Here is a 24,139-nt window from a genome sequence, read left to right as displayed (position 1 = left end):
GATAGCGAGATTTCATCTCGACATTTAGGCCAAACCGTAACATGACGGACATTGGGTTTAATATCCCCGAAAAGCTAACCTCCCTCCATTGACATACACGTCAGGGCCGGGTCAACAGCCAGGCTCTGATCCGTTCATCGGAGGGACGATGACTACCGGGGAACCCGGGCAGCCACGCACCGACCGCAGCCCGTGGAACTGGCTGCTGGTCGTACCGATCGTGCTGCCGTTGCTGACGTTCCTGTTCAACGCCGACGAGCCGCGCCTGCTGGGCTTCCCGCTCTTCTACTGGCTGCAGATGGCGTTCATCGTGGTGGGCGTCGTGACCACGACCATCGTCTACAGGATGACCAAGTGAGCGGGCACACGACCGAGCTGGTCGTCTTCATCGTGCTGTTCCTGATCGTCAGCGGCATGGGCTTCGTCGCCTCGCGCTGGCGGCGGCCCACCGACCTGGCCAGCCTGAACGAGTGGGGCCTGGGCGGGCGCAGCTTCGGCTCCTGGATCACCTGGTTCCTGATCGGCGGCGACCTGTACACCGCCTACACCTTCGTGGCGGTGCCCGCGCTGGTGTTCAGCTCCGGGGCGCTCGGGTTCTACGCGCTGCCGTACACCGTCGTGGTGTACCCGCTGGTGTTCCTGGTGCTGGCGCGGATGTGGTCGGTCTCGCACGTGCACGGGTTCGTCACGCCGGCCGACTTCGTCAGGGCCCGGTTCGGGTCGCCGACGCTGGCGCTGGTGATCGCGATCACCGGGCTCGTCGCGACGATGCCGTACATCGCGCTGCAGCTCGTCGGCATCGAGGCCGTGCTCAAGGCGATGGGCATCACCGGGCACCTGCCGATCATCATCGCGTTCGCGATCCTGGCCGCCTACACCTACCAGTCCGGCCTGCGCGCGCCCGCACTGATCGCGTTCGTCAAGGACGCGCTGATCTACATCGTGATCCTGGCCGCGGTGATCTACATCCCGTCCAGGCTGGGCGGCTGGGACTCGATCTTCGACGCGGCCAAGGCCAAGTTCGACGCGAGCCCGGCGCCGGGCGACGGCCACATCCTCAACGCCAACAACCAGCTCCAGTACATCACGCTGGCGTTCGGCTCGGCGCTGGCGCTGTTCCTGTACCCGCACAGCCTCACCGGCGTGCTCGCCTCCAAGAACCGCAACGTCATCAAGCGGAACATGTCGGCGCTGCCCGCCTACAGCCTCGTGCTGGGCCTGATCGCGCTGCTCGGCTTCATGGCCATCGCGGCGGGCACCAAGCCGGTCACGGCCAACGGCAAGACCGACACGAACACGATCGTGCCGGTGCTGTTCGACCAGATGTTCCCCGACTGGTTCACCGGCGTGGCGTACGCGGCCATCGGCATCGGCGCGCTCGTCCCGGCGGCGATCATGTCGATCGCGGCGGCGAACCTGTTCACCCGCAACATCTACCGCGAGTACCTCAACAAGAACGCCACCGACGCCCAGGAGGCCAACGTCTCCAAGCTGGTGTCGCTGGTGGTCAAGGTGGGCGCGGTGCTGTGCATCCTGCTGCTCGACCCGCAGTTCTCGATCGACCTGCAGCTCATCGGCGGCGTGATCATCCTGCAGACGCTGCCGTCGGTGGGGCTGGGCCTCTACACGCGCTGGTTCCACAAGGGCGGCCTGATCGCGGGCTGGGCGGCCGGTCTCTCGGCGGGCATGTGGATGCTGTACCTCATCCCGAACCCGGCCAACGGCAAGGCGCACTTCGGCGGCTCGGCGTTCCCCCTGTCGAACTTCGGCTTCGACACCAAGATGACGATCTACGCCGGGTTCCTGGCGCTGGCCGTCAACCTGGTGGTGGCCGTCCTGGGCACGGTGATCTTCAAGGCCGTGAAGGTGGCCGACGGCGAGGACGCCACCGCGCGGGACGACTACTTCGTCGACGAGGGCGACCCGAAGGTCAAGGACCTGGACCTCACCGGATCGCACTGACCCTGTCCTGCCGCGCGGCCCGTCCCCTTCCCGGGGGCGGGCCGCGCGGTCATTCCTGGGCGAGATAGCCGGGGTTGGCCACCTCCAGCTTCGCGCGTACCGCCTGCTCCAGGGCCGCCACGAGGGTGTCGTCGTCGGCCAGCCGGCCCTCGCGGACGGCGGCGGCCAGCTCGGCGTCGTCCGCCACGCCGAGCGCGGCCAGGCTCGCCGCGTGCCGCTCGGCCTGGGCGGGGCCGAGCTCGATCTCCCGCTCGACCATGCCGAGCACGTTGATGGCCACGCGGGTGTGGTAGCGGACCCGGCCCTCGACGGCCGGGAGCACGTCGGTCTCGAGGAAGTCGCGGACGGCGGCCACCAGCTCGGCCGCGGCGGGGACGTCGTGCGGAGCGTTCACAGCTCCTCCTTAGCAGAGCGGGAGCCCGCTCCCAAGGGGCCGACCGCCTCGCCCGGCGTCACAGCGGCCGGCGTGCCCGGCGGCCCTGGCCTCGACCACGACCGGCTATCGCGGCATATGTCGCCTTTATCGGCGTCCGATCATGTACCGGCTAGTCTGCGCACATGCACACTCAGTCCCCCCTCGAACCGGCTCACGTGCTCGAACCCCGGCTCATCAAGGCCGAGATCTTCGTCGTGATGTCGGTCTCGCTCGGCGCCAGCGCCCTGGTGGCGCTCGTGCGGCTGATCGGGTCGCTGACGGCGCCGCGCGAGCTCAAGGGCCAGCAGGCGGTGCTCGTCGGGTCCATGGCGCCCGGCCGGCCCTGGCTGGACCTGGCGTTGCAGCTCGTGCAGATCGCGATCGCGGTGGCGCCGGTGGGGCTGGTGGCGTACCTGATGGTGCGCTCGGGCGAGTCGCTGCGGACGATCGGCGCGGACTTCCGCCGCCCGGGCGGTGACCTGGCGCGCGGCGCGCTGCTCGCCGCCGCGATCGGCGGCTCCGGACTGGCGTTCTACCTGGCGGTGTGGGCGGCGGGCGTGAACCTGACCGTGGTGCCGGGAGCGCTGCCCGGGGAGTGGTGGCAGGTGCCGGTGCTGCTGCTGGCCGCCGCGCAGAACGGGGTGCTGGAGGAGGTCATCGTCGCCGGGTACCTGCTGCACCGGCTCGGGCAGGCCGGGTGGACGCCGTGGAAGGCGGTGGTGGTGTCGTCGCTGCTGCGCGGGTCGTACCACCTGTATCAGGGCTTCGGCGGGTTCGTCGGGAACGTGGTGATGGGGCTGGTGTTCGGGCGGGCGTACCAGAAGTGGGGGCGCTCCATGCCGCTGATCATGGCGCACACGCTCATCGACGCCGTCGCCTTCGTCGGGTACGCCTTCCTGCGCGACAGGGTGAGCTGGCTGCCCTGAGCCGTTGACCGGTGCCCGGGTTTCGGGTTGGGTGCCAATCATGAGCTTCGCGGTCCCTGACAGCGTCCGGCCGGTGCGCGATGCCGTGCACGCGTTCATGATCGAGCGGGTCGAGCCCGCCGAGCCCGTGCTGCACGCGGGCGGGCCCGCGGCCGCGGCGGCCCTGGGCGAGCTGCGCGCGCAGGCCAAGAAGGAGGGCCTGTGGGCCCTCGGCCATCCGCGCGAGCTGGGCGGCGGCGGCCTGCCGTTCCTCGACTACGTCTACGTCAACGAGGTGCAGGGGCGCAGCGAGTACGGGCAGCTCGCGCTGGGCACGTACACGCTCCAGGACTCGCTGATGCTGCACGAGCACGCCTCGCCCGAGCAGCGCGAGCGGTTCCTGGAGCCGCTGGTGCGCGGCGACATCTCGCCCAGCTTCGCGATGACCGAGCCGGGCGTCTCCAGCAGCGACCCCACGCAGATCAGCACACACGCCGTGCTCGACGGCGGCGAATGGGTGATCAACGGGCACAAGTGGTTCACGACGGGGGCGTCGCGGGCGGCGTACACGACCGTGATGTGCAGGACCGAGCAGGACGCCCCGCCGCATCGCGCCTTCTCCATGATCGTGGTGCCGACCGACACACCGGGGTACACGATCGTCCGGGAGACGCCGGTGCTGGGCCTGGACGGGGCGCACTGCGAGGTGCGCTACGACGACGTCCGCGTCCCTGCGTCGAGCCTGCTCGGGGAGCGCGGGCAGGGCTTCGTCATCGCGCAGCGGCGGCTCGGCCCCGGGCGCATCTTCCACTGCATGCGCTGGCTGGGGCAGGCGCAGCGGGCCTTCGACCTGATGTGCCTGCGGCTGCACGAGCGCACGGCGTTCGGGCAGCCTCTGGCGGCCAAGCAGCTCATGCGGCAGCACGTGTTCGACTCCTACACCGAGATCCAGTCCGCGCGGCTGCTCACGCTGCACGCCGCCGAGGCGATCGACCGGGGCTCGCTGGCCCGGGTGGAGATCGGGGCGATCAAGGTGGTCGGCGCGCGCATGCTGCACAACGTGATCGACCGGGCCATCCAGGTGTACGGCGCCGCGGGGCTGACGCCCGACACGCCGCTGGAGCGCATGTACCGGCACGCGCGGGCCGGGCGCATCTACGACGGTCCCGACGAGGTGCACATCGACTCCGTGGGGCGGCGGATCCTGGGCGAGTACGCGGCGGGCGGCTCCTGGGAGTTCGGCCTGCGATGACCGCCCGGCACGTGACCATCCGCGAGGCGGCTCGATGAGCGATCGGCATGCGATCGTCCGCGAGGCGTTCGGGGATCAGGCGACGATCGAGGCCGGCGCCCGGCTGCCCGGCGGGGCCTCGCGGGAGACGTGGGCGCTCGACGTGGCCACGCCCGGCGGCGGCAGGCACGAGCTGATCCTGCGGCTCGACTCCCCGGGCGCCGCGCCGGAGGCCGGTGCGGGCCTGGCCGCGGAGGCGAGGCTGATGCGGGCCGCGGCCGGGGCCGGGGTGCCGGTGCCGCGGATCATCGCCTGCGGGGAGTCGTACATCCTCATGACCCGCGTCCCCGGCGAGACGATCCCGCGCAAGATCCTGCGTGACGACGCCTACGCGGCCGCCAGGCCGCGGCTGGCGCGGCAGTGCGGTCAGGCGCTGGCCGCCATCCACCGCATGCCGCTGTCGGCCCTGCCGCCGGAGGAACGGCGGGCCGGGCCGCAGGACCCGCTGCTGCGCTGGCGGGAGGTGCTCGACCAGCTCGGCGAGCCGCACCCGGTGTTCGAGCTGGCGCTGCGGCGGCTGGCGGCCACGCGCCCGCGCGGCCGGCGGCACACGGTCGTGCACGGCGACTTCCGCAACGGCAACCTCATCGTCGGGCCGGAGGGCATCAGGGCGGTGCTCGACTGGGAGCTCGCGCACGCCGGCGACCCCCTGGAGGATCTCGGGTGGCTGTGCGTGAAGGCGTGGCGGTTCGGCTCGCCGCTGCCGGTGGGCGGGTTCGGCGGCTACAGCGACCTCGTGCACGCCTACGAGGAGGCCGGCGGGCAGGCCGTCGATCGTGACGCGCTGCGCTGGTGGGAGACGTTCGGCGTGCTCAAGTGGGGCGTCATCTGCGTCATGCAGACCATGCGGCACCTGCGCGGCGGCGCCCGCTCCGTGGAACTGGCCGCGATCGGGCGGCGGGTGTGCGAGAACGAGTGGGACCTGCTGCGGCTGCTGCGCGAGGGGCCGGAGAACCCGCGCTCCGTCGCCCGCTGGTGAACGCCCTCTGTCCGGGTCGGGCTCAGCCGTGCCCGGCGGCGTGGGCTGCTCTCGCGTCCAGGGGAGCGAGCGCGCCGGCGATCACGTCCACCAGGCCCTCCACCACCTGGTCGCGGTCCACCTCCGGGTGGTCGAGCCACCAGTCGCCGGTCGTCTGCACCATGCCGACGAAGGCGTGGCCGAGGACCTGGGCGCGCGTCGGGTCGGGCACCACCCGCTCGGCGGCCAGCACCCCGCCGAGCTCCTCCCCCAGGCTGCGCACCAGCGAGGTCATGTGGGAGCGGACCCTGCTGTCCTCGGCGCCTGCCCGGTGGAACAGGAACCGGTAGAGGTTGCGGTTGGCGGAGATCACGTCGAGGTAGACGCCGATGGCCGCCCTGGCCCTGCCGCGCAGGTCGGCCCCGGTCGCGGCGAACCCGGGGCGGAGCTGGGCGATGACCGTGCGCACGTGGCGGTCGGCCAGGGCCTGGTAGAGGCCGTGCTTGTCGCCGAAGTGGCGGTAGAGGATGGGCTTGGTGATGCCCGCCTCGGCGGCGATGGCCGCCATCGACACGCCGGGGCCCTCGTTCGTGATGACCCGGTCGGCCGCGTCGAGCAGCGCCCTGCGCCGATCCGGATCCCGCCCGCTCACACGTCCAGGATAGATCGCCGGCGAGCCCGGGACAGCGCCGAGAGCACGAGCAGGGCGCCGATGAGCGCGTACAGGCCGCTGATGCCGGCCAGGGTGCCGGGCGGCTCGGCGAGCTCGGCCCACGGCGCGCCGCCCGGCGGGGCCCACGGCAGCCCGCCGGTACGCGCCCAGGGCAGGGTGGCCGCCAGGCCCATCGCGGCGTCCAGGTCGAGGGCGAACAGGACGCCGGCCGCCATCAGCGGCACCCCGCAGCCCAGCGCGGCGGCGGGCCGGGCGGTGAGGAGCGTGACGATGACGGCCACGGCCGCCAGGAAGGCCAGGCCGGTGGGGGCCGGGGTGAAGGCGGTGTGGCCGGCGCGCAGGCAGCGGGCGGCGGCTTCGGTGAGGTAGTAGACGGGGGCGAGGGCGGCCAGGCCCGCCGCGGCTGCCAGGAGGGAGCGGGGGCGGCGGTCGCGCTTCACATCGGCACACCTTACGCCGGAGGCGGGCAGGTCCGGGCCGATATCCGATCTTCCTCGGGCGCGGCTCCCCGGGGGAGCCGGGTGAGTCCTGGACGTACCCGGACAAGCGGTTCGGCGAGCCCGGCCACCCGCCCCGACGGGCGGGAGCGGCGGCGGGCGCGGCAGCCCGGCGGCGGGCGCGGCGACCCGGCGGCGGCCCGGCGGCGGCAGGCCGGCGGCGGCAGCGAGGTCGCCTGTCACCTCTACGACTGGGCCAGGCGCAGCAGCAGGTCCTTCACCTCCGTGGCCGCGTAGTGCGGCCGGGCAGACGTACCCGCTGGGTCCGGGTCTGAGCAGAGCAGGACGGGCGCGTCGGCGGGGTCGGCGGGCAGCAGGCCGTGGGAGCCGCGCACGGCGCGGGCGCCCGCGTCGAGGCCGACGACGCTCATCACGTAGCGCAGGCCCGCCTTCTTGCGCAGCAGCGCCAGCCCGGCCCGCCGCTTGGCCGCGCCCGGGGCGGCCGGGTCGAAGAAGAGCTCGGCCGGGTCGTAGCCGGGCTTGCGGTGGATCTCGACGACGCGGGCGAAGTCGGGGGCGCGCGCGTCGTCGAGCCAGTAGTAGTAGGTGAACCAGGAGTCCGGCTCGGCGAGCAGGACCAGCTCGCCCGAGCGCGGGTGGTCCAGGCCGTGCGCGGCCTTGCCGTCCTGGTCGAGCACGGTGGCGACGCCCTCGATGGAGGCGCACAGCTTGGCCACGGCCGGCACGTCGGCGGGGTCGCGGACGTAGACGTGCGCGATCTGGTGGTCGGCGACGGCGAACGCGCGTGACGTCCACGGGTCCAGGTACTCCATGCCGTCCTGGGTGTGCACGCGCAGCAGCCCCTCGGCGCGCAGGGCGCGGTTGACGTCCACCGGCCGGGAGACGTCGGTGATGCCGTACTCCGACAGCACCACCGTGGTCCGGCCCGCCGCCGCGTCCAGCAGCGGGGCCAGCACGGTGTCGAGCTCGGCAGCCGCGGCGGCGGCGCGCGGGTCGGAGGGGCCGTGGCGCTGCAGGTCGTAGTCGAGGTGCGGCACGTAGACGAGCGTCAGGTCGGGGTCGTGGACGGCCATGACGTGCTCGGCGGCCCGGCAGATCCAGGCCGACGACGCGATGCCCGCGCCCGGCCCCCAGTAGCTGAACAGCGGGAACGTGCCGAGCTTCGCGGTCAGCTCGTCGTGCAGCCCTGGCGGGTCGGTGTAGCAGTCGGGGTCCTTGCGGCCGTCGGCGCGGTAGATCGGGCGGGGCGTGACGGTCCAGTCGACGTCGGCGCCCATGGCGTACCACCAGCACACGTTGGCCACCGTGTAGCCGGGCCGGTCGCGGCGCGCGGCCTGCCACAGCTTCTCGCCGCCGACCAGCGCGTGGTGCTGCCGCCAGAGCAGCACCTCGCCGAGGTCGCGGAAGTACCAGCCGTTGCCCACGATCCCGTGCCCGGACGGCGGCAGGCCCGTCAGGAACGTGGACTGCGCCGAGCAGGTGACCGCCGGCAGCACGGTGCCGAGCCCGGCCTGGAAACCGTCCGCGGCCAGCGCGCGCAGGCGCGGCATGTGGGCCAGCAGTCTCGGGGTCAGCCCCACCACGTCAAGGACCAGCAGCTTGGTCATGCCGTCACTCCGAGGTCGCGCAGTTGCGTGCGGGCGAAGTCCAGCTCGTCGGCGATGCCCTCGGCGAGCTGTCGCGGGGTCTGCGGGCGCAGCGCGGGTGGCAGCACGCCCCAGGTGTAGGTCTCCACGTCGTAGTGGTCGCACAGCGGCTCGGGCCCGCCGGCCAGCTCCTTGAGCGCCTCGCGCAGCACCGGCGTGGTGGTGGCCAGGGGCGGGGCGGGGTCGGCGTGCAGCGGCACGTGGTAGTGGACCCGCCACGGCCCCGGCAGGTCGCGGGCGAACGCCTCGTCCAGGTCGTCGGCCGCGCCGCCGTGCGGGTTGCGGGTCTGGTGCAGGAAGCGCGGCTCGGCGTACTCGCGCAGCGCCCGCGGGTCGGCGCTCTCCACAGCCGCGGAGACCTGGACCTTGACGATCGGCAGGCCGCCGGCCCGCAGGGCCTTCAGCGCGGCGGCCGGCTCCTCCCACGCGCAGGCCAGGTGGGCCAGGTCCAGGCAGATGCCGAGCCGCCCGGTGTCGGCGCGGGCCAGGTGGGTGATCGCCTGCCCGGTCGTCTCCACGACGCAGCCCGGCTCGGGTTCGAACGCCACCCGCACCACCCTGCCGGTCGCCGACTCGACGGCGGCCAGCCCGGCGGCGAGCTGGTCGAGGCGGCGGGCCGCCTGGTCCGCCATGGCGGCGTTCCAGGGCTCGCGCCAGGCGAGCGGCAGGGTCGAGACCGACCCCCTGGCGGCGTCGTCGGGGAGCAGGTCTGCCAGGATGCGGGCCAGGTGGACCGTGTACGACAGCCGCTCCCTGCTGGTCCAGTCGGGGCGGTAGACGGCGTGCTTGACGACCGGGTCGTGGAAGGACCGGTACGGGAACCCGTTCAGCGTCACGACCTCCAGGCCCCGCGAGGTCAGCTCGCGGCGCAGCCTGGCGCGCAGGCCGGGGTCGGCGGCCAGGACCTCGGCCACGGGTGCGGCCAGCCACAGCCCCAGCCCCAGGACGTCGCCGCCGAGCCGCTCCCTGATCGGGACCGCGTAGGTGTCGAACTGCGCGATGATGCCGTCGAGGTCCTCGGCCGGGTGCACGTTCGTGCAGTAGCCGAGGTGCAGCGTCGTGCCCGAGCGGTGCCGCAGCCGCATCACTCGCCGCCGCGCTTGATGGAGCTGCCGGCGAACGTGGGCTCGGCCGCCCCGGTGACGCCGGTCAGGTCGAGGCGGCCCGACTGGGCGTAGAACTCCACGGGGTTGCGCCACATGACCCGGTCCACGTCGTCCTCGCCGAACCCGGCGGCCAGCATCGCCTCGGCGGTCGCCAGGGTGAGCAGCGGGTCGGAGACGCCCCAGTCGGCGGCCGAGTTGACCAGCACGCGCTCCGTGCCGTACTTGCGCAGCAGCTCGACCATGCGCGGCGGCGACATCTTGGTCTCGGGATAGATGGAGAAGCCCATCCAGCAGCCGGAGCCGTGCACGAGGTCGATGGTGACCTCGTTGAGGTGGTCGACGGCGACGCGGCCCGGCTCGATGCCGGAGGCCTTGACGAGGTCGAGCGTGCGGCGGGTGCCGGCGGCCTTGTCGCGGTGCGGGGTGTGCACCAGCGCGGGCAGCTCGTGCTCGACGGCCAGGGCGAGCTGGCGCTCGAAGGCGTCGTCCTCCTCCGGGGTCATGGAGTCGTAGCCGATCTCGCCGACCGCGACCACGCGGTCCTTGTCCAGGTAGCGGGGCAGCAGGTCGAGGACGGGGCGGCAGCGCGGGTCGTTGGCCTCCTTGGGGTTGAGCGCGATCGTGGCGTGGTGGGCCACGCCGAACTGGGCGGCCCGGTACGGCTCCCAGCCGAGGAGCGAGTCGAAGTAGTCGGCGAACGAGCCGGGGCCGGTGCGCGGCTGGCCCAGCCAGAAGGACGGCTCCACGACGGCCACGATCCCGGCGGCGGCCATGCGCGCGTAGTCGTCGGTGGTGCGCGAGGTCATGTGGATGTGCGGGTCGAAGATGCGCATCAGGTCTCCTCGATGGTGAGGTCACTGGTGAGACGGCTGAGCAGGGCGGCGGCGTCGCCGGGCATGGGGCGGCCGGCCGCCTCCCGCTCCTCGGCGAACGCGGCCAGCATCGCGGCCAGCTCGGCGTCGGCCCGCTCGTCCAGCCGGTCCACCTCGGCCAGCGGGACCCCCATGAACACGCACTTGAGCACCGCCTGCCGCCAGGTGGCCTGGTCGAGATGGGCGGCGTACGGGCCGAGGGCGGCGGCCAGCAGGCGGGCGTCGTTCGTGCGGATGGCGTCGCGCAGGAGCGGCACCGCGTCCGTGCCGATGGGGAGCAGGGGGAGGGCCTTGAGGACGGCGCGTTTCTCGTCGGCGTCGCCGTGGTGGTAGAGGTCGTGGGCCTCCGCGGCGACGCGGCCGGGCGGCAGGGCCGCCAGCAGCAGGGCTCTGGCGGCCTCGTCGGCGGTCCAGCCGGGCATGCCCGGCAGCGGGGCCCGGCCGGTGCGCCTTCCCGCGGCGGCGAACGAGCGGGTGAACGTGCCGGGGCTGGCCAGCGCCTCGTCCAGCCAGGCGCCGTTCGGGGTGTCGCGGAGTGCGGCGTGCAGCCGCTCGGATGGCATCACGTTCTGCCTCCTTCGGATTCCTGCCCGTCCTGGCGGGCGGATGCTCGCTCGTCCTGGCGGGCGGACGTTCGCTCGTCCTGGCGGGCGGACGCTCGCTCGGCGTCGCGGAGGAAGGCGAGGGAGCGGGCGGCGACGTCCGGGGCGGCGTGCGAGTGGCGCGGCAGCTCGACGGCGACCAGGCCGCGGTAGCCGGAGCCGGCGAGCGCGCGCAGCACCGGCGGGAAGTCGATCTCCCCCTCGCCGAACTCCAGGTGCTCGTGCGTGCCCCGGCGCATGTCGTCGATCTGGACGTTGACCAGGTACGGGCCCACCGCCGTCACGCAGTCGGGCACGGGGTCGGGTTCGTTGCAGCGGCAGTGGCCGATGTCCAGGGTGAGGCCGAAGCCGTCCGGCCCGCCGAGCTTCCGGCGCAGCGCGTGCCAGCCGGCGATCGTGTCGACGAGCATCCCCGGCTCCGGCTCGAACCCCAGCGGCACCCCGCGGGCCTCCTCCAGCACCCGCGCGCACCCGTCCACCAGCCGGTCCCAGGCCAGGTCCGGCGGCACGTGCGCCGGCCGGACCCCCGACCAGAACGACACCGCCTCCGCGCCCAGGTCGGCGCCGATGGCCACGGCCGTGCGCAGGAAGCCGACGCGCTGGTCGCGGTCGTCGTCCAGCAGCGTGGGGGCGTGCTTGCGGCGGGGGTCGAGCAGGTAGCGGGCGCCGGTCTCGACGACCACCCCGAGGCCGAGTGTCCGCAGGCGGTCGGCGACCTCGGCCACGCGCCGCGCGAGCCCGCCGGCGTAGGGGTCCAGGTGGTGGTGGTCGAGGGTGAGCGCCACGCCGGTGTAGCCGAGGCCGGCGATGACGTCGAGGGCGTCGGGGAGGCGGTGGTTGGCGAAGCCGTTGGTGCCGTAACCGAATCTGATCATGTCGGGGACAACTTCCTGGCCAGCCGGCGGGCCAGCGGGACCATCGCGGCGAGCGCCAGCCCGACGCGGGGCGCTCCTGCCCGCGCGACCAGGGCGCCCTGGAGCGCGGGCAGGCTGACGATGCCGGCCGTGACGGCGTCCCGCACCCGCTGCGGCGACGGGTCCGCGACGGCTCGGGCTTGGGTGGTGCCGAACTGGGAGGCGTACCAGCTCGCGAGGACGGCCCGCGCGGCGGCGGCCTCGAGGTTGCGTTCGGTGCGCCGGAAGGCGGTGGTGGCGGCCAGGGCGACGGTGCCTGCCAGGGTGGCGGCGGGGCGGTGGCGGGTGGTGCCGGAGGTCTCGCCCAGCGACAGGCCGGTGAGGAGGTAGGTGTGGGCGGCGACGGTGAGGGCGGCGGGCAGCGCGGCGGCCACGGAGCTGCCGCAGGCCGGGCGGGTGGGCGCAGGACCGCCGCCCGCGGGGTCTCGGGGCCGCGTGCTTCCGCGGGCCCGGTGCCCGGGAGGTGTGCGCCCCTGGGGCGAGGGCCCTGGGGTCGCGCCCAGCAGCACGTCGAGGCCGCGGCAGACCGCCATCACCAGAGGGCCGGCGCGCGTGTTCTTGGCGGCCAGATCGTACGCCCAGATCGCGCCCGCCAGCGGCACCGCGACCGCCAGGGCCCTACGGCCGCCGGTGAGGCCGGCGATGGTGAGGCCCGCGGCGGTGAGCCCGGCGGCCACGCCGAGGGCCGTGCCCGGGCGTACCCGGCCGGACGGGATCGGGCGTTCGGGGCGTTCGGCGGCGTCGAGGTGGCGGTCGGCCCAGTCGTTGGCGGCCATCCCGGCCCAGTACAGGCAGACGGAGGAGCAGGCCAGGCCGAGCGTCCGCGGGCCCAGCACGCGCCCGGCGGCGGCGCCCGCGGCCACGTCGCCGGGGACGGACAGTGCGGCCGGCGCCCGGACGAGCTCGGCCAGGTCCCGCAGCGCGGTCATCGACGTGCCTCTCTCACCCCGGGTCGGCCAGCGGCACTATACCGCGCACCGATCTCGGCGTCCCTCGCCCGCAGCCGTGTCGCACCCGCGCCGTCCCAGGTGACAGGCCATCTCACGCTCCTCGGGCGCGGCACGGCCGGAGGGCGTAAGGTGTGCCGCCCGGTCGCCGCCCACGGGCGCGACGTGGCCGGAGGGCGTAAGGTGTGCCGCCCGGTCGCCGCCCACGGGCGCGACGTGGCCGGAGGCCGTGAGGCGTGCGGCCCCGTCAGCGACGTGGCCCGTGGGCGTAAGGCGTGGCGCGCGGGGGACGAAGTCACGGGGTGTGCTCCGAGCCGAGGGCGGTGACGAGGTCGCACAGCGTCCGCCACTGGCCGGCGAGCCCGTGCGGCACCTCACCCAGCGGGTCCTTGAAGAAGAACGCCAGCTCGGGCAGCGGCCCGGCGCGCCCCGCGCGGTGGGCGGCGGCCGTCAGCCGGGCCAGGTCCAGGACGAGGGGCGCCGCGAGCGCGGAGTCGCAGCCGTGCCAGGTGAACTCCATCCGCATGCCGGTCCCGAGGAAGCCCTCGAACGTGACCAGGTCCCACGCGGTCTTGAAGTCCCCCAGGTCCTCCAGGTAGTCGATGCGGGTCTCGCCCTGCGGCAGGTAGCCGAGCGTCTCGGGCAGCACGCGCTGCTTGCTGGCGGACTTGGCGGCGTTCGCGCCCGGCCGGGCCAGGTTGGCGCCGTCGCCGCCGCCCAGCAGGTTGATGCCCGACCAGGTGCGCACCTTGAGGTTGCGCTGGGCGAACATGGGTGCGAGCACCGACTTGACCAGCGTCTCCCCCGTCTTGCCGTCGTGCCCGGCGTACGGCAGGCCCCGCTCGCGGGCGAGCTCGTCGAGCGCGGGCAGGCGGGCGCCCGTCGAAGGGGTGAAGTCGACGTACGGGCAGCCGGCGGACAGGGCGGCGTAGGCGGCCAGCGAGCTGGGCGGCAGCACCGGCTCGGCGGCGGGGGGCGGGCCGGACAGGGCGGCGCGGAGCTCTCGCAGTGAGGCGTGGGCGGGGTGCGGGGGCGCGACGGGTTCGGTGGTCGAGACGTTGATGACGACGACGCGGTCCAGGTCGTGGTGGCGGCGGAAGCGGTCGAGGTCGGCGGCGATGGCGCGAGCGGTCTCCGCCTGGGTGGCGGCGGCGGGCAGCGGCCGTACCTGCTGTTCGACGGCGGCCAGGTCGTCCTTCACGGCCAGCGCGAGCGCGGCCGGCACCACCCCCGAGCCCGCCAGCTCGGCGGCCTTCTTCTCCAGCGGGACGGAGGTGACGTCGTGCCCGCCGAAGACGAGGTCGCCGATGCCGGGGTGGATGCGTTCGCGCAGGGCGGGCGTCTCCAGGACGCAACCGGTCGGCGCGGCCAGGCCCGCGCGGATGGCGAGGGCTCCGATCACGCTCGTGACGGCGACCGATCCGCGTGCGCCGATCAGCCAGGTTCCCGTTCTCATGTGGTCTCCTTCGCGGCCGGGACGCGCCCCGTCCCGGGGGGTGTTCAGCGTCGAAGGCCGAGGAGGGCGGGGCGGCCCGCCAGCCGGTGAACCGCGTGATCGGCCTGTGTCACGCGTCCTCCATAAGGGTCGGGCGGCTGCGGGGAGCCGCACACGTCATGATCGGACTTGTGACCAGGATCCGCTCGAAAGGGCCGTCGTTCAAGCGGGGCCGGGGCTCGTTCTGGCTCTGAGGGTCGAAAACCCGGTGCCGGTGCGGCACGCGCCGGTGGAGTCAGCCCTTCAGGCCGCCGCTGAGCAGGTCCAGGCGCCAGAAGCGCTGCAGGAACAGCAGCAGTGCGATGAGCGGGATCACCGACACGGCCGCGCCCACGATGGCGATGCTGTAGAGCGCGGGCTCCGAGGAGCCCTTGGCCAGGAGGGTGTAGAGGCCGACGGTGATGGGGAACCTCGACTCGTCCGACAGCATGATGTACGGCAGCAGGAAGTTGTTCCACGTCCCCACGAACTGCAGCATGAAGATCGTCACCATGCCGGGGAGCATCATGGGCAGCCCGATGGTGCCGAGGATGCGGTACTCGCTGGCCCCGTCGATCCTGGCCGCCTCCAGCGTGGCGTCCGGGACGGAGGACAGGGCGTAGACGCGGGCCAGGTAGATGCCGAACGGCGAGATGAGGCTGGGCAGCAGGACGGACCAGTAGCTGCCGACCAGGTTCGTCTCCGACATGATCAGGTACTGCGGGATGGCCAGCGTCATGCCGGGCACGAGCACCCCGGCCAGGATGGCGTAGAACAGCACGGTGCGGCCGCGGAAGTCGTACTTGGCCATGGCGTAGCCGGCGAGGGTGGAGATGAGGGTCGAGGCGGCGGAGCCGGCCACGGCGTACAGGGCGCTGTTGGCCGCCCAGAGGAGGAAGCGGCCGTCGCCGTAGGCGAACAGGTCGCGCAGGTTGTCCAGCAGGCCGGTGCCGGGGGCGAAGGTGAAGGTGGAGAAGAGCTCGCCGCTGGCCTTGGTGGCGGCGACGATCACCCAGGCGACCGGCACCAGGCAGTAGAGGGCGCCGACGAGCAGGACGAGGGTGGGCAGGAACTTGGCGCGCTGGTGCGGAAGCAGGTGCGTGCGCGTGGTCATGACAGGCCTCCGGAGGCGCGCTTCTGGGTGACCTTCAGGAGCACGACCGAGACGACGAGGGTGCCGGCGGCCAGGATGACGGAGGCGGCCGAGGCCAGGGGGAGGTCGTCGCGGATGAAGGCGTCGCGGTAGATGTGCATCAGCGGGACCCAGGTCTGGGAGATCTCGGTGGTCATCGGGGCGAGCGTGGTCGGCTCGCCGTACACCTGGAGGGTGCCGATGAGCGCGAACAGGCCGGTGAGCACGAGCGCGGGCGACACCAGCGGGATCTTGACGTGCCAGGCGATGCGCCACTCGGAGGCGCCGTCGATGCGGGCGGCGTCCGACAGCTCGGCCGGGATGCCGCGCAGCGACGTGAAGATGATGATCATGTTGAAGCCGACGCCGCCCCACACCGCGATGTTGGCCAGCGACGGGTAGATGCCGTCCCCGGCCAGGAACGGGATCTCGCCCAGCCCCAGCTCCCTGGTGAGGTAGCTGAAGGGGCTGGTGGAGGGCAGGTACATGAAGCCCCACAGGAGCGAGGCCGTCACGCTGGGGATGGCGTACGGCAGGAAGATCGCCGTACGCGCGAACCGGCGGCCGCGCGCGCCCGCGTAGTCGAGCAGCAGCGCGAACAGCAGCGCCAGCCCGAGCGTGAGCGGCACGCTGATCAGCCCGTAGAGCGTGAGCCTGCCGAAGCCGGCCCAGAACTCGGAGTCGGTGAGGATCCTGGCGTAGTTGTCGAGGCCGACGAAGACCTCCTGGCGGGTGCCGAAGATGCCCTTGCCGGTCAGCCGCAGGCCGCGGGCGCTGAGGTAGATCGCGTACCCGATGGGCACGGCCAGGAAGGCCAGGAACAGCAGCACGGCGGGGGCGATGAACAGGTACGGCGCCCGCGACCCGCGGCGGGCGCCGTTGACGTCCGTCATGGGCCGGCGACCTTGAAGCCGGTGGCCTTCATGTCGTCCACGACGACCTGCTGCGTCTTCTGCAGCGCCTGGAGGAGGGGCGTCTTGTCGCGGATGGCGGCGGCCATGGCGTCCTGGAAGGCGCTCTGCGCGGTGCCGACGTTCGGGCCCCAGCTGATGTGCGGGATCGTGCGCTGCGCGGCCTTGGTGGCGACCTGCCAGTAGTCCTTCTGGTTCGCCACCAGCTTGGGCGGCTCGCTGGCGGCGGTGGCCTGCTGGCCGGCCAGCGACGCCGGGTACTCGCCGGCGGCGATCTGGATGTCGTAGGCGGTCTTGTCGGTGTTCATCCACTTGGCGAACGTGGCGGCGGCCTGGGTGTGCTTGGAGTTCTTGGTGACGGCGATGGCGCTGCCGCCCTGGAAGGCCACCCGGTCGTCGCCCTCGGTCCACTGGGGCAGCGGCGCGATGGCCCAGTCGCCCGCCTGCTTCTCGGCGATGCCGTACAGCACGCCGGGGGCCCACAGGGCGCTCGGCCAGCTGAGGATGTTGCCCTTGTTGAGCTGGTTGTTCCATTCGGGGGTGAGCAGCGGCTGGGCCTTGACCAGGTCCTTGTCGATGAGGCCCTGCCAGTAGGCGGCCACCTCGGTCGAGGCGGTGTCGGCGATGCCCACCGTCCAGGTCTGGTCCTGGACCTTCCACCAGGTGGCGCCGGCCTGCTGGGCGAGCCCGGCGAAGTTGCCGAACTCGGCGGGGGCGAACGTGGCCAGGTAGGCGTCGGGGTCCTTCTTGCGGACGTCGGCGGCCACGGTGGCGAACTCCTGCCAGGTCTTCGGCACGGAGATCTTCAGCTCGTCGAAGCGTTTCTTGTTGTAGACCATGACCATCGGCCCGACGTCCTGCGGCACGCCGTAGACGGCGCCGTCGAAGCTGGTCAGCGACCACACCTCGGGTGTGAAGGCGTCCTTGACGTCGGCGGTGTGGGCGGAGATGTCGGCCAGCGCCCCGGCGACGATCATGGCGGGGATCGTCTGGTACTCCAGGCAGGTGGCGTCGGGGGCGTTGCCCGCCCGGCTCGCCGTGAGCAGCTTGGTCGCGGTGTCCGTGCCGCCGCCGGCGTCGGTGTGCTTGACCTGGATGTCCGGATGGGCCTTGTTGAACGCCGCGACCTTGTCCTTCTGGCCCATGCCCCAGCACCAGAAATTCAGCGTGACCGGCCCCGTCTGCGCCGCCTGCGTCGCGGCGGCCCCATCGCCCGCGCCCGTGCCCGTGCCCGACGAGCAGGCGGCCAGGATGACGGCCAGTCCGAGCGCCGTGATCGAGCCGGAGACCCCACTGATACGCATCCGCGTCTCCTTCCGTGCAAAGTTCCAGAGATGGCTTTGCAGGGAAGCCAACTTAGAGAAGAAGTGAGGTAGATGTCACTACTTGTGCACAAATTTCGTGGGTGTTATGTGATCGGCAGCGCGTGTTAGCTTTGCGGCAAAGCTAACGAGAGGGAGGCTGGCGCTGATGGTGGTGGGGCCCCGAAGATGGGGCGGCATGTGGGACGCCTTGCCCGACGCCGCGCGCTCCATCGTCAAGGAGCTGATCATCCACGGCCCCCAGTCCAGGACCGCGCTGGCCAAGACCCTGCACCTGTCCACCGGCAGCCTGACCCGGCTGACCAAGCCCCTGATCGACGCCGGGCTCCTGGTCGAGGGCGAGGTGGTGCACGACCCGGTCAACGGCCGCCCGACCCGGCCGCTGGACGTGGCCGCCGCCGAGCACCGCTTCCTGGGCCTCAAGCTGACCGCGGACCGCGTGCACGCGGTCGTCACCGACCTGCGCGCCGAGGTGATCGCGGGCCGCGACGAGCCGATCACCGACCGCAGCCCCGAGGCCGTGTGCCGCCAGGCGCGCGGGCTGCTGGACGAGCTGGCCGGCGGCCGGCCGGTGGCGGCCGGGATCACGCTCGGGGGCAACAACCGCGCCTCGGCCGGGGTCGGCGGCGAGCGGCTGGTGGACGCGCCGTACCTGGGCTGGGAGCAGGTGGAGCTGATACCGCTGATGGAGCGGGCGCTGGGCGTGCCGTGCGTGGTGGAGAACGACGTCGCGGCGCTGGCGCACCAGCACCACTGGTTCGGGCCGGGACGCGGGCTGCGCGACTTCGCGCTGGTCACGATCGGGGCCGGCATCGGGTACGCGCTCATCGCGCACGACCACCTGGTGGCCGCCTCCGAGGCGGACCTGGGCATGTTCGCGCACCTGGTGCTGCGCTCCGGCGGGCCGATGTGCCCGGAGGGACATCGCGGGTGCGCGGCGGCGTACCTGTCGAGCGGGTCGATCGAGGCCGCCGCCGGGCTGGCGCTGCGGCGGGAGGTCGGCTACGACGAGGTCATGCGGCTGGCCGCGGCCGGCGACCGGGTGTGCCGCGCCCTCGTCCGCGAGGCCGCGCACGCCCTGGGCAGGCTCATCGCGCTGGTCGCGACGGTCTCCATGGTCAAGACCGTGGTCCTGGCGGGCGAGGGCGTCGAGCTGGCCCGCCTCGCCAAGGACGACTTCGCCCAGGCCCTGGCCGCCTACCGGCGCGACGTGCCCGGCTCGGTGAACGTGGTCGTCGAGGCCGACGACTTCCGCGAGTGGGCGCGCGGCGGCGCCGTCGTGGCCATCCAGAGTTTCGTCACCGGCAGCGACTGAGGAGGACATCACAGGTGAAGCGGCACTCGGCCAGGCTCGACGACCTCTGGGTCGGCGTGAACTTCTGGTCCAGGGCGGGCGGGCCGCGCATGTGGCGCGACTACGACCCCGACGTCGTCTCCGCGGAGCTGGCGGTCATGCGCGAGCACGGCATGACCGTCACCAGGAGCTTCTTCTACTGGCCCGACTTCATGCCCACCCCCGACACCCTCGACGAGCGGCTCGTCGCCCGCTACGCCGACTTCCTCGACCGGCACCAGGCGCTCGGCATGCGCACGATCCCGACGTTCATCGTCGGCCACATGTCCGGGCAGAACTGGGACCCCGCCTGGCGGCAGGGCCGCGACCTGTTCGGCGACGTGTGGTTCGTGGCCCGCCAGGCCTGGTACGTCCGCGAGCTGACGGCCCGCTTCAAGGACCACCCGGCCGTGGCCGCCTGGCTGCTGACCAACGAGGTCCCCATCTACGGCGACTGGCGCTCGCGGGGCATCGGCACCCTCGACCACGAGCAGGTGACGAGCTGGGCGCAGATCCTCATCGACGCCGTCCGCGCCGGCGGCGGCACCCAGCCCGTCTCGATCGGCGACGGCGCCTGGGGCGTGGAGGTCACCGGCAACGACAACGGCTTCCGGGTGCGCGAGCTGGCCGGGCTGGTCGACTTCCTCGGCCCGCACGTCTACCGCATGGAGACCGACCCCGTACGCCAGCACCTCGGCGCCGCGTTCGTGTGCGAGCTGCTCGACCTCGGCGGCAAACCGGTGATCATGGAGGAGTTCGGCCTCACCAGCGACTACACCAGCGAGGCGAACGCGGCCCACTACTACCGGCAGGTCCTGCACAACACCCTGCTGGCGGGCGCGACGGGCTGGCTGGCCTGGAACAACACCGACTACGACGACCTGTGGGAGGCCGAGCCGTACAGCCACCACCCGTTCGAGATGCACTTCGGGCTGGTGGACTCCTCCGGGCGGCCGAAGGCGCAGGCCCGGGAGGTGCGCGACTTCGCGGCCCTGATCGAGCGGGTGGACCTGCGGCGCTGCGCCCGCCCCGACGCGCAGGCGGCGCTGGTCGTCTCGTCGTACCTGGAGAGCCGCTACCCGTTCACGCAGCCCGGGGACGCCACGGTCGTCTTCGACGTCTGCCGGCAGGCGTACGTGGCGGCCCGCGAGGCCGACCTGGCGGTCGGCGTGGCCAGGGAGAAGGACGGCATCCCCGACGACTGCCGGCTGTACCTGCTGCCGTCGGCCAAGCAGCTCACCGCGCCCGGCTGGCGCGCGCTGCTGGAGCGGGCCCGCGCCGGCGCCACCGTGTACGCCTCCTGGTTCGCCGGCGAGCACGCCAACCAGCGCGGCTCCTGGTGGCCGGGCCTGGACGAGCTGTTCGGGGTGCGCAAGCAGACGCGGTACGGCCTGGTCGAGCCCATCCCCGGGGACCGGCTCACGCTGACCATGACCGCGGCGCTGGGCGACCTCCAGGCCGGGGACGAGCTGGTCTTCCCGGTGGCGGGGAACGCGAACTCGCGCTCGTACCTGCCGGTCGAGCCGGAGGGGGCGCAGGTGCTGGCCCGCGACGCCGAGGGCCGGCCGGCGCTGCTGCGGCACACCGTCGGGGCCGGGTGGATGGTGCTGGCGACGTACCCGCTGGAGTACATGGCCGCGATCACGCCGCACGCCAACCCCGAGCCCACCTGGCGCCTGTACCGGGCGCTGGCCGCCGAGGCGGGGGTGGAGACGGCCGTCTCGTTCGAGACGCCGCTGGTCAGCGCCGCGCTCATGCGGCACGAGGACGGCCGCGTGTTCGTGTGGTGCGTCAGCCAGTCCGACGCGGAGATCAAGGCCGCGCCGTCCGTGCGCGGCGGGGTGCTGCGCGACGAGGACGGCGCCCCGGTCAGCGTCGTGGAGCTGCCGCCGTACGGGGTGCGCGTGCTGGAGCTGGCATGAGGATCACCGACGTCGAGGTGCTGGTCACCTGTCCGGGACGCAACTTCGTGACGCTGCGCGTCCACACCGACGAGGGCGTGTACGGGCTCGGCGACGCCACGCTCAACGGCCGCGAGCTGGCCGTCGCCGCCTACCTGCGCGACCACGTGGCGCCCTGCCTGATCGGCCGCAACCCGTTCCAGATCGAGGACAGCTGGCAGTTCCTCTACCGCGGCGCCTACTGGCGGCGCGGCCCCGTCACGATGACCGCGATCGGCGCGGTGGACATGGCGCTGTGGGACATCAAGGGCAAGGCGCTGAACGTCCCCGTCTACGAGCTGCTGGGCGGCGCGAGCAGGACCGGCGTCCTGGTGTACGGGCACGCCAGCGGCCACAGCGCCGGCGAGGCCGTGGAGGCGGTCGGGCGTTACCTGGACCTGGGGTACAAGGCGGTCCGCGTGCAGGCCGGGGTGCCGGGGTTGTCCGGCACGTACGGCGTGGGCAGGGGCGAGCTGTTCTACGAGCCCGCCGAGGCCGGGCTGCCCGCCGAGGACGTCTGGAGCACCGAGAAGTACCTGGCCACGGTGCCGTCGCTGTTCGAGCGCGTGCGCGCGGAGTACGGCGACGAGGTGCACCTGCTGCACGACGCCCACCACCGGCTCACCCCGATCCAGGCGGGCCGGCTGGGGCGGGACCTGGAGCCGTACCGGCTGTTCTGGCTGGAGGACGTGGCGCCCGCCGAGCAGCAGGAGGCCTTCCGGCTGATCCGGGGGCACACCACGACGCCGCTCGCGGTCGGGGAGATCTTCAGCACCATCCACGACGCGACGCTGCTGCTGCGCGAGTACCTCATCGACTACCTGCGGATGACGGTGGTGCACGGCGGCGGGATCACCCATCTGCGCACGGCCGCGGCGTACGCGGACGTGCACCAGGTGCGGACCGGCTGCCACGGCGCCACCGACCTGTCGCCCGTCGCGATGGCCGCCGCGCTGCACTTCGACCTGTCCATCCCGAACTTCGGCATCCAGGAGTACATGCGGCACACCGCCGAGACCGACGAGGTCTTCCCGCACGCCTACGCCTTCTCCGGCGGTTACCTGCATCCGGGGGACGCTCCGGGGCTGGGCGTGGACTACCGGGACGACCTGGCGGAGCGGTTCCCGTACCAGCGGGCCTACCTGCCGGTCAGCCGGCTGGAGGACGGCACCATGACCAACTGGTGAGCCTCACGCGCGGGTGCGCGCCATGAGCAGGGCGATGTCGTCCTCGGCGGGGCCGTCGCCCACGACGGCGCCGATCACGGCGGCGCACAGGCTCTCCAGCGTCGGCAGCGTCGCCGCGCCGGCCAGGGCCGTGCCCAGCCTGGCCATGCCCGCGTCGAGGTCGGCCTGGCGCGTCTCGATCAGGCCGTCGGTGTAGAGGGCGAGCACGGTCCCGGCGGCCAGGTGGAGGTCGTGGGACTCGAACGAGCCCAGCCCGAGGCCGATCGGGGTGCCGCTGGGCAGCGGCGGGAACGTCACCTCGCCCGCCGGGGTCACCACCGCGGGCGGCGGGTGCCCGGCGGCGGCCATGGTGCAGCGCCGGGTCGCGGCGTCGTAGATCGCGTACAGGCAGGTGGCGCCGGTGACGTCGAGATCGCCGCAGGCGTCGTCGGCCACCAGCCGGTCGAGGTGCGCGAGCAGCTCGTCCGGGGGCAGCTCCAGGTACGACAGCGTGCGCACGGCGGTGCGCAGGCGTCCCATGGTGGCGGCGGCGTGGATGCCGTGGCCGGTCACGTCGCCGACGACCAGGGCGATCCGGGCGCCGGGCAGGCGGATGGCGTCGTACCAGTCGCCGCCGACGCCCTCGTGCACGCCGGAGGGCAGGTAACGGGAGGCCACCTCGACGGCGGCGCCGCCGCACAGGGCCCGCGGCAGCAGGTCGCGCTGCAGCGCCAGCGCGGTGGTGCGCTCGCGCGTGTACTGGCGCGCGTTGTCCAGGCTCAGCGCGGCCCGCGCGACCAGCTCCTCGGCCAGGACCAGGTCGTCCCTGGTGAACGGGGCCGGGTTGGCGTTGCGGACGAACACGGCCACGCCGAGGATGTCGCCGCGCGCCTCCAGCGGGACGATGATCAGGGTGTGCATGCCGGTGCCGTGGATGATCCGCGCCCGGTCCGGGTCCCGGGCGAGCCAGGTGCCGGGCGAGGTGTCCAGCACGGCCTCGAAGTGGGGCCGCCGCGTGGCCAGCACCTCCGTGAACGGGGAGCCGGGCGGCACGAACACGGCCTCCCCGAGCGCCCACAGCGACTCGGGGATCCCGTCGTGGACGGAGGCCACGCCGGCCCGCCGGAAGACGGGGATGCTGGCTTCCGTGGCGGCCAGGCGCTGCAGCGGCTCGGCGTCGGGGAGCGTCGCATCGGACAGGTCGACGGTCACGTAGTCGGCCAGGACCGGCACGGCCAGGTCGGCCAGCTCCTGCGCGGTCTTCCTGATGTCGAGCGTGCTGCCGATGCGCACGCTGGCCTCGCGCAGCAGGGCCAGGCGGTCTCTCGCCCTGCTGCGGCTGATGTCCAGGGCCAGCGAGCACACGCCCAGCGGCTGCCCGTCCAGGCCCTCCAGGCGGAACAGCGAGGTGGACAGCGTACGTTCCTCGCGCCTGTCGGGTGACGCCCAGCGGGCCTCGCGGTCGATCATGGGGGTGCCGTCGGCGAGCACCTTGCGCATCGCCTCCTGCGCGGCCTCGGTGTCCGTGCCCGGGATGGGGTCCGTCAGGGCGCGGCCGACGCGGTAGTGGGGGAAGACGCTTTCCAGGTGCTCGGCCGCCGCGTTCAGCCAGACGCAGCGCAGCTCCCCGTCCCAGATGGCCATCGCGACGGGGAAGTGGCTGATGAGCGCCTCCAGCAGGGAGCCCGTGCCGCCGGACAGGTCGTCGGCGGCGAGAACGGCCGAGACGAGCCAGGACTCCCCCGCCCGCGCGGTGGCCAGCGGGGCGACCTCGGCGCGCACGACGATCCGCTCGCCGTCCCGCCGCCGCACCTCCACCAGCCCGGCCTTCGTCTCCCGCGTGCCGGGCCACTCGCCGCCGGACGGACGGCCGGACGGCCCTTGGTCCGGGGCCGCGCGGGTGGCCGGCTGCTCGGGGCCGGCGGGCAGGAGGAGGGTCGTCACCGGGCGGCCGAGGATGTCGGCGGCGGGGTAGCCGGTGAGCTCCTCGGCGGCCCGCGTCCAGCCGATCATGACGCCCTCGCCGTCGATCACGGCGACCGCCGGAAACGCGTCTCTTGTGTCGCTGCCGGGTGCGCCCATGTCATCACCCATCCGTGCTCGTGAGCGAGC

23 protein-coding genes are annotated in these 24,139 nt (G+C 73.2%); 9 read left to right on the top strand and 14 right to left on the bottom strand.

Translation table 11 applies throughout. The features are described from left to right. Positions 1-148: 148 nt before the first annotated feature. The gene (locus tag AB0I79_RS38075; protein WP_185105968.1) at positions 149-358 is read left to right on the top strand and encodes a DUF3311 domain-containing protein; all 210 of its coding nucleotides are present in this window, start codon (positions 149-151) and stop codon (positions 356-358) included. After that, entirely contained in the window at positions 355-1,962 is a 1,608-nt protein-coding gene (mctP, locus tag AB0I79_RS38070) for a monocarboxylate uptake permease MctP (RefSeq protein ID WP_357884206.1), read from the top strand. Before AB0I79_RS38075 ends, mctP begins: the two co-directional genes overlap by 4 nt. A gap of 49 nt (positions 1,963-2,011) precedes the next feature. Here mctP and AB0I79_RS38065 read toward each other — a convergent pair whose 3' ends face one another. Then, the gene (locus tag AB0I79_RS38065) at positions 2,012-2,356 is read right to left on the bottom strand and encodes a DUF6285 domain-containing protein (protein WP_357884204.1); all 345 of its coding nucleotides are present in this window, start codon (positions 2,354-2,356) and stop codon (positions 2,012-2,014) included. Positions 2,357-2,520: 164 nt separating this feature from the next. Here AB0I79_RS38065 and AB0I79_RS38060 point away from each other — a divergent pair, with 164 nt between their 5' ends. From AB0I79_RS38060 to AB0I79_RS38050, 3 genes are read left to right on the top strand one after another with little or no spacing between them, the layout of a single operon-like run. Next, a complete protein-coding gene (locus AB0I79_RS38060) occupies positions 2,521-3,303 on the top strand; it encodes a CPBP family intramembrane glutamic endopeptidase (RefSeq protein WP_357884202.1) in 783 nt (260 codons plus the stop codon). 40 nt (positions 3,304-3,343) lie between these two features. Then, entirely contained in the window at positions 3,344-4,534 is a 1,191-nt protein-coding gene (locus AB0I79_RS38055) for an acyl-CoA dehydrogenase family protein (protein ID WP_357884200.1), read from the top strand. Between the two features lie 34 nt (positions 4,535-4,568). Beyond that, positions 4,569-5,552, top strand: coding sequence for a phosphotransferase family protein (locus AB0I79_RS38050; RefSeq protein ID WP_357884198.1), 984 nt, complete (start codon positions 4,569-4,571; stop codon positions 5,550-5,552). 22 nt (positions 5,553-5,574) lie between these two features. Here AB0I79_RS38050 and AB0I79_RS38045 read toward each other — a convergent pair whose 3' ends face one another. Continuing rightward, positions 5,575-6,183, bottom strand: a complete 609-nt coding sequence (locus AB0I79_RS38045; RefSeq protein WP_357884196.1) for a TetR/AcrR family transcriptional regulator — start codon at positions 6,181-6,183, stop codon at positions 5,575-5,577. Then, entirely contained in the window at positions 6,180-6,644 is a 465-nt protein-coding gene (locus AB0I79_RS38040) for a hypothetical protein (protein WP_357884194.1), read from the bottom strand. The genes AB0I79_RS38045 and AB0I79_RS38040 overlap by 4 nt, the downstream gene beginning before the upstream one ends. A gap of 81 nt (positions 6,645-6,725) precedes the next feature. Here AB0I79_RS38040 and AB0I79_RS38035 point away from each other — a divergent pair, with 81 nt between their 5' ends. After that, positions 6,726-6,938: a hypothetical protein gene (locus AB0I79_RS38035; RefSeq protein WP_357884192.1), complete on the top strand. Its 213-nt coding sequence runs from the start codon at positions 6,726-6,728 to the stop codon at positions 6,936-6,938. On the opposite strand, the gene AB0I79_RS38030 is transcribed toward AB0I79_RS38035, so the two are convergent. The 10 genes from AB0I79_RS38030 to AB0I79_RS37985 all read right to left on the bottom strand — a co-directional run bounded on the left by AB0I79_RS38030 (position 6,887) and on the right by AB0I79_RS37985 (position 17,570). Beyond that, on the bottom strand, positions 6,887-8,269 hold the full coding sequence (locus AB0I79_RS38030; protein ID WP_357884190.1) for a nucleotide pyrophosphatase/phosphodiesterase family protein: 1,383 nt from the start codon (positions 8,267-8,269) through the stop codon (positions 6,887-6,889). The genes AB0I79_RS38035 and AB0I79_RS38030 overlap by 52 nt on opposite strands. After that, positions 8,266-9,393 (bottom strand): metabolite traffic protein EboE, encoded by a 1,128-nt coding sequence (gene eboE / locus AB0I79_RS38025; protein ID WP_357884188.1) that lies wholly within the window; start codon positions 9,391-9,393, stop codon positions 8,266-8,268. Before eboE ends, AB0I79_RS38030 begins: the two co-directional genes overlap by 4 nt. After that, positions 9,393-10,247, bottom strand: coding sequence for a TatD family hydrolase (locus tag AB0I79_RS38020; RefSeq protein WP_357884186.1), 855 nt, complete (start codon positions 10,245-10,247; stop codon positions 9,393-9,395). The genes eboE and AB0I79_RS38020 overlap by 1 nt, the downstream gene beginning before the upstream one ends. Then, positions 10,247-10,849 (bottom strand): EboA domain-containing protein, encoded by a 603-nt coding sequence (locus AB0I79_RS38015; RefSeq protein ID WP_357884421.1) that lies wholly within the window; start codon positions 10,847-10,849, stop codon positions 10,247-10,249. The genes AB0I79_RS38020 and AB0I79_RS38015 overlap by 1 nt, the downstream gene beginning before the upstream one ends. Then, positions 10,849-11,763 carry a sugar phosphate isomerase/epimerase family protein gene (locus AB0I79_RS38010; protein ID WP_357884184.1) on the bottom strand — a complete coding sequence of 305 codons (915 nt, stop codon included), beginning with the start codon at positions 11,761-11,763 and terminating at the stop codon, positions 10,849-10,851. The genes AB0I79_RS38015 and AB0I79_RS38010 overlap by 1 nt, the downstream gene beginning before the upstream one ends. Further along, positions 11,760-12,731, bottom strand: coding sequence for an SCO3242 family prenyltransferase (locus AB0I79_RS38005; protein WP_357884182.1), 972 nt, complete (start codon positions 12,729-12,731; stop codon positions 11,760-11,762). Before AB0I79_RS38005 ends, AB0I79_RS38010 begins: the two co-directional genes overlap by 4 nt. 313 nt (positions 12,732-13,044) lie before the next feature. Next, a complete protein-coding gene (locus AB0I79_RS38000) occupies positions 13,045-14,205 on the bottom strand; it encodes an inositol-3-phosphate synthase (protein ID WP_357884180.1) in 1,161 nt (386 codons plus the stop codon). Positions 14,206-14,479: 274 nt separating this feature from the next. Continuing rightward, positions 14,480-15,337: a carbohydrate ABC transporter permease gene (locus tag AB0I79_RS37995; protein ID WP_357884178.1), complete on the bottom strand. Its 858-nt coding sequence runs from the start codon at positions 15,335-15,337 to the stop codon at positions 14,480-14,482. Beyond that, a complete protein-coding gene (locus AB0I79_RS37990) occupies positions 15,334-16,248 on the bottom strand; it encodes a sugar ABC transporter permease (RefSeq protein ID WP_357884176.1) in 915 nt (304 codons plus the stop codon). Before AB0I79_RS37990 ends, AB0I79_RS37995 begins: the two co-directional genes overlap by 4 nt. Further along, positions 16,245-17,570 (bottom strand): sugar ABC transporter substrate-binding protein, encoded by a 1,326-nt coding sequence (locus AB0I79_RS37985; RefSeq protein WP_357884174.1) that lies wholly within the window; start codon positions 17,568-17,570, stop codon positions 16,245-16,247. Before AB0I79_RS37985 ends, AB0I79_RS37990 begins: the two co-directional genes overlap by 4 nt. 196 nt (positions 17,571-17,766) lie before the next feature. On the opposite strand from AB0I79_RS37985, the gene AB0I79_RS37980 reads away from it, so the two are divergent. From AB0I79_RS37980 to manD, 3 genes are read left to right on the top strand one after another with little or no spacing between them, the layout of a single operon-like run. Further along, the gene (locus AB0I79_RS37980) at positions 17,767-18,903 is read left to right on the top strand and encodes an ROK family transcriptional regulator (protein ID WP_357884172.1); all 1,137 of its coding nucleotides are present in this window, start codon (positions 17,767-17,769) and stop codon (positions 18,901-18,903) included. A 14-nt stretch (positions 18,904-18,917) separates the two neighbouring features. Next, entirely contained in the window at positions 18,918-20,843 is a 1,926-nt protein-coding gene (locus AB0I79_RS37975) for a cellulase family glycosylhydrolase (protein WP_357884170.1), read from the top strand. Beyond that, positions 20,840-22,048: a D-mannonate dehydratase ManD gene (manD, locus tag AB0I79_RS37970; RefSeq protein ID WP_357884168.1), complete on the top strand. Its 1,209-nt coding sequence runs from the start codon at positions 20,840-20,842 to the stop codon at positions 22,046-22,048. The genes AB0I79_RS37975 and manD overlap by 4 nt, the downstream gene beginning before the upstream one ends. 3 nt (positions 22,049-22,051) lie before the next feature. Here the strand turns inward: manD and AB0I79_RS37965 are convergent, their stop codons facing one another. Continuing rightward, entirely contained in the window at positions 22,052-24,121 is a 2,070-nt protein-coding gene (locus tag AB0I79_RS37965) for a SpoIIE family protein phosphatase (RefSeq protein ID WP_357884166.1), read from the bottom strand. Between the last annotated feature and the right edge of the window lie 18 nt (positions 24,122-24,139).

The organism is Nonomuraea sp. NPDC050202, assembly GCF_040656115.1.
In the GTDB taxonomy this organism is placed as follows: domain Bacteria; phylum Actinomycetota; class Actinomycetes; order Streptosporangiales; family Streptosporangiaceae; genus Nonomuraea.
Note: the sequence above shows the minus strand (reverse complement) of the source record. Positions and strands in the feature narration are given on the sequence as shown.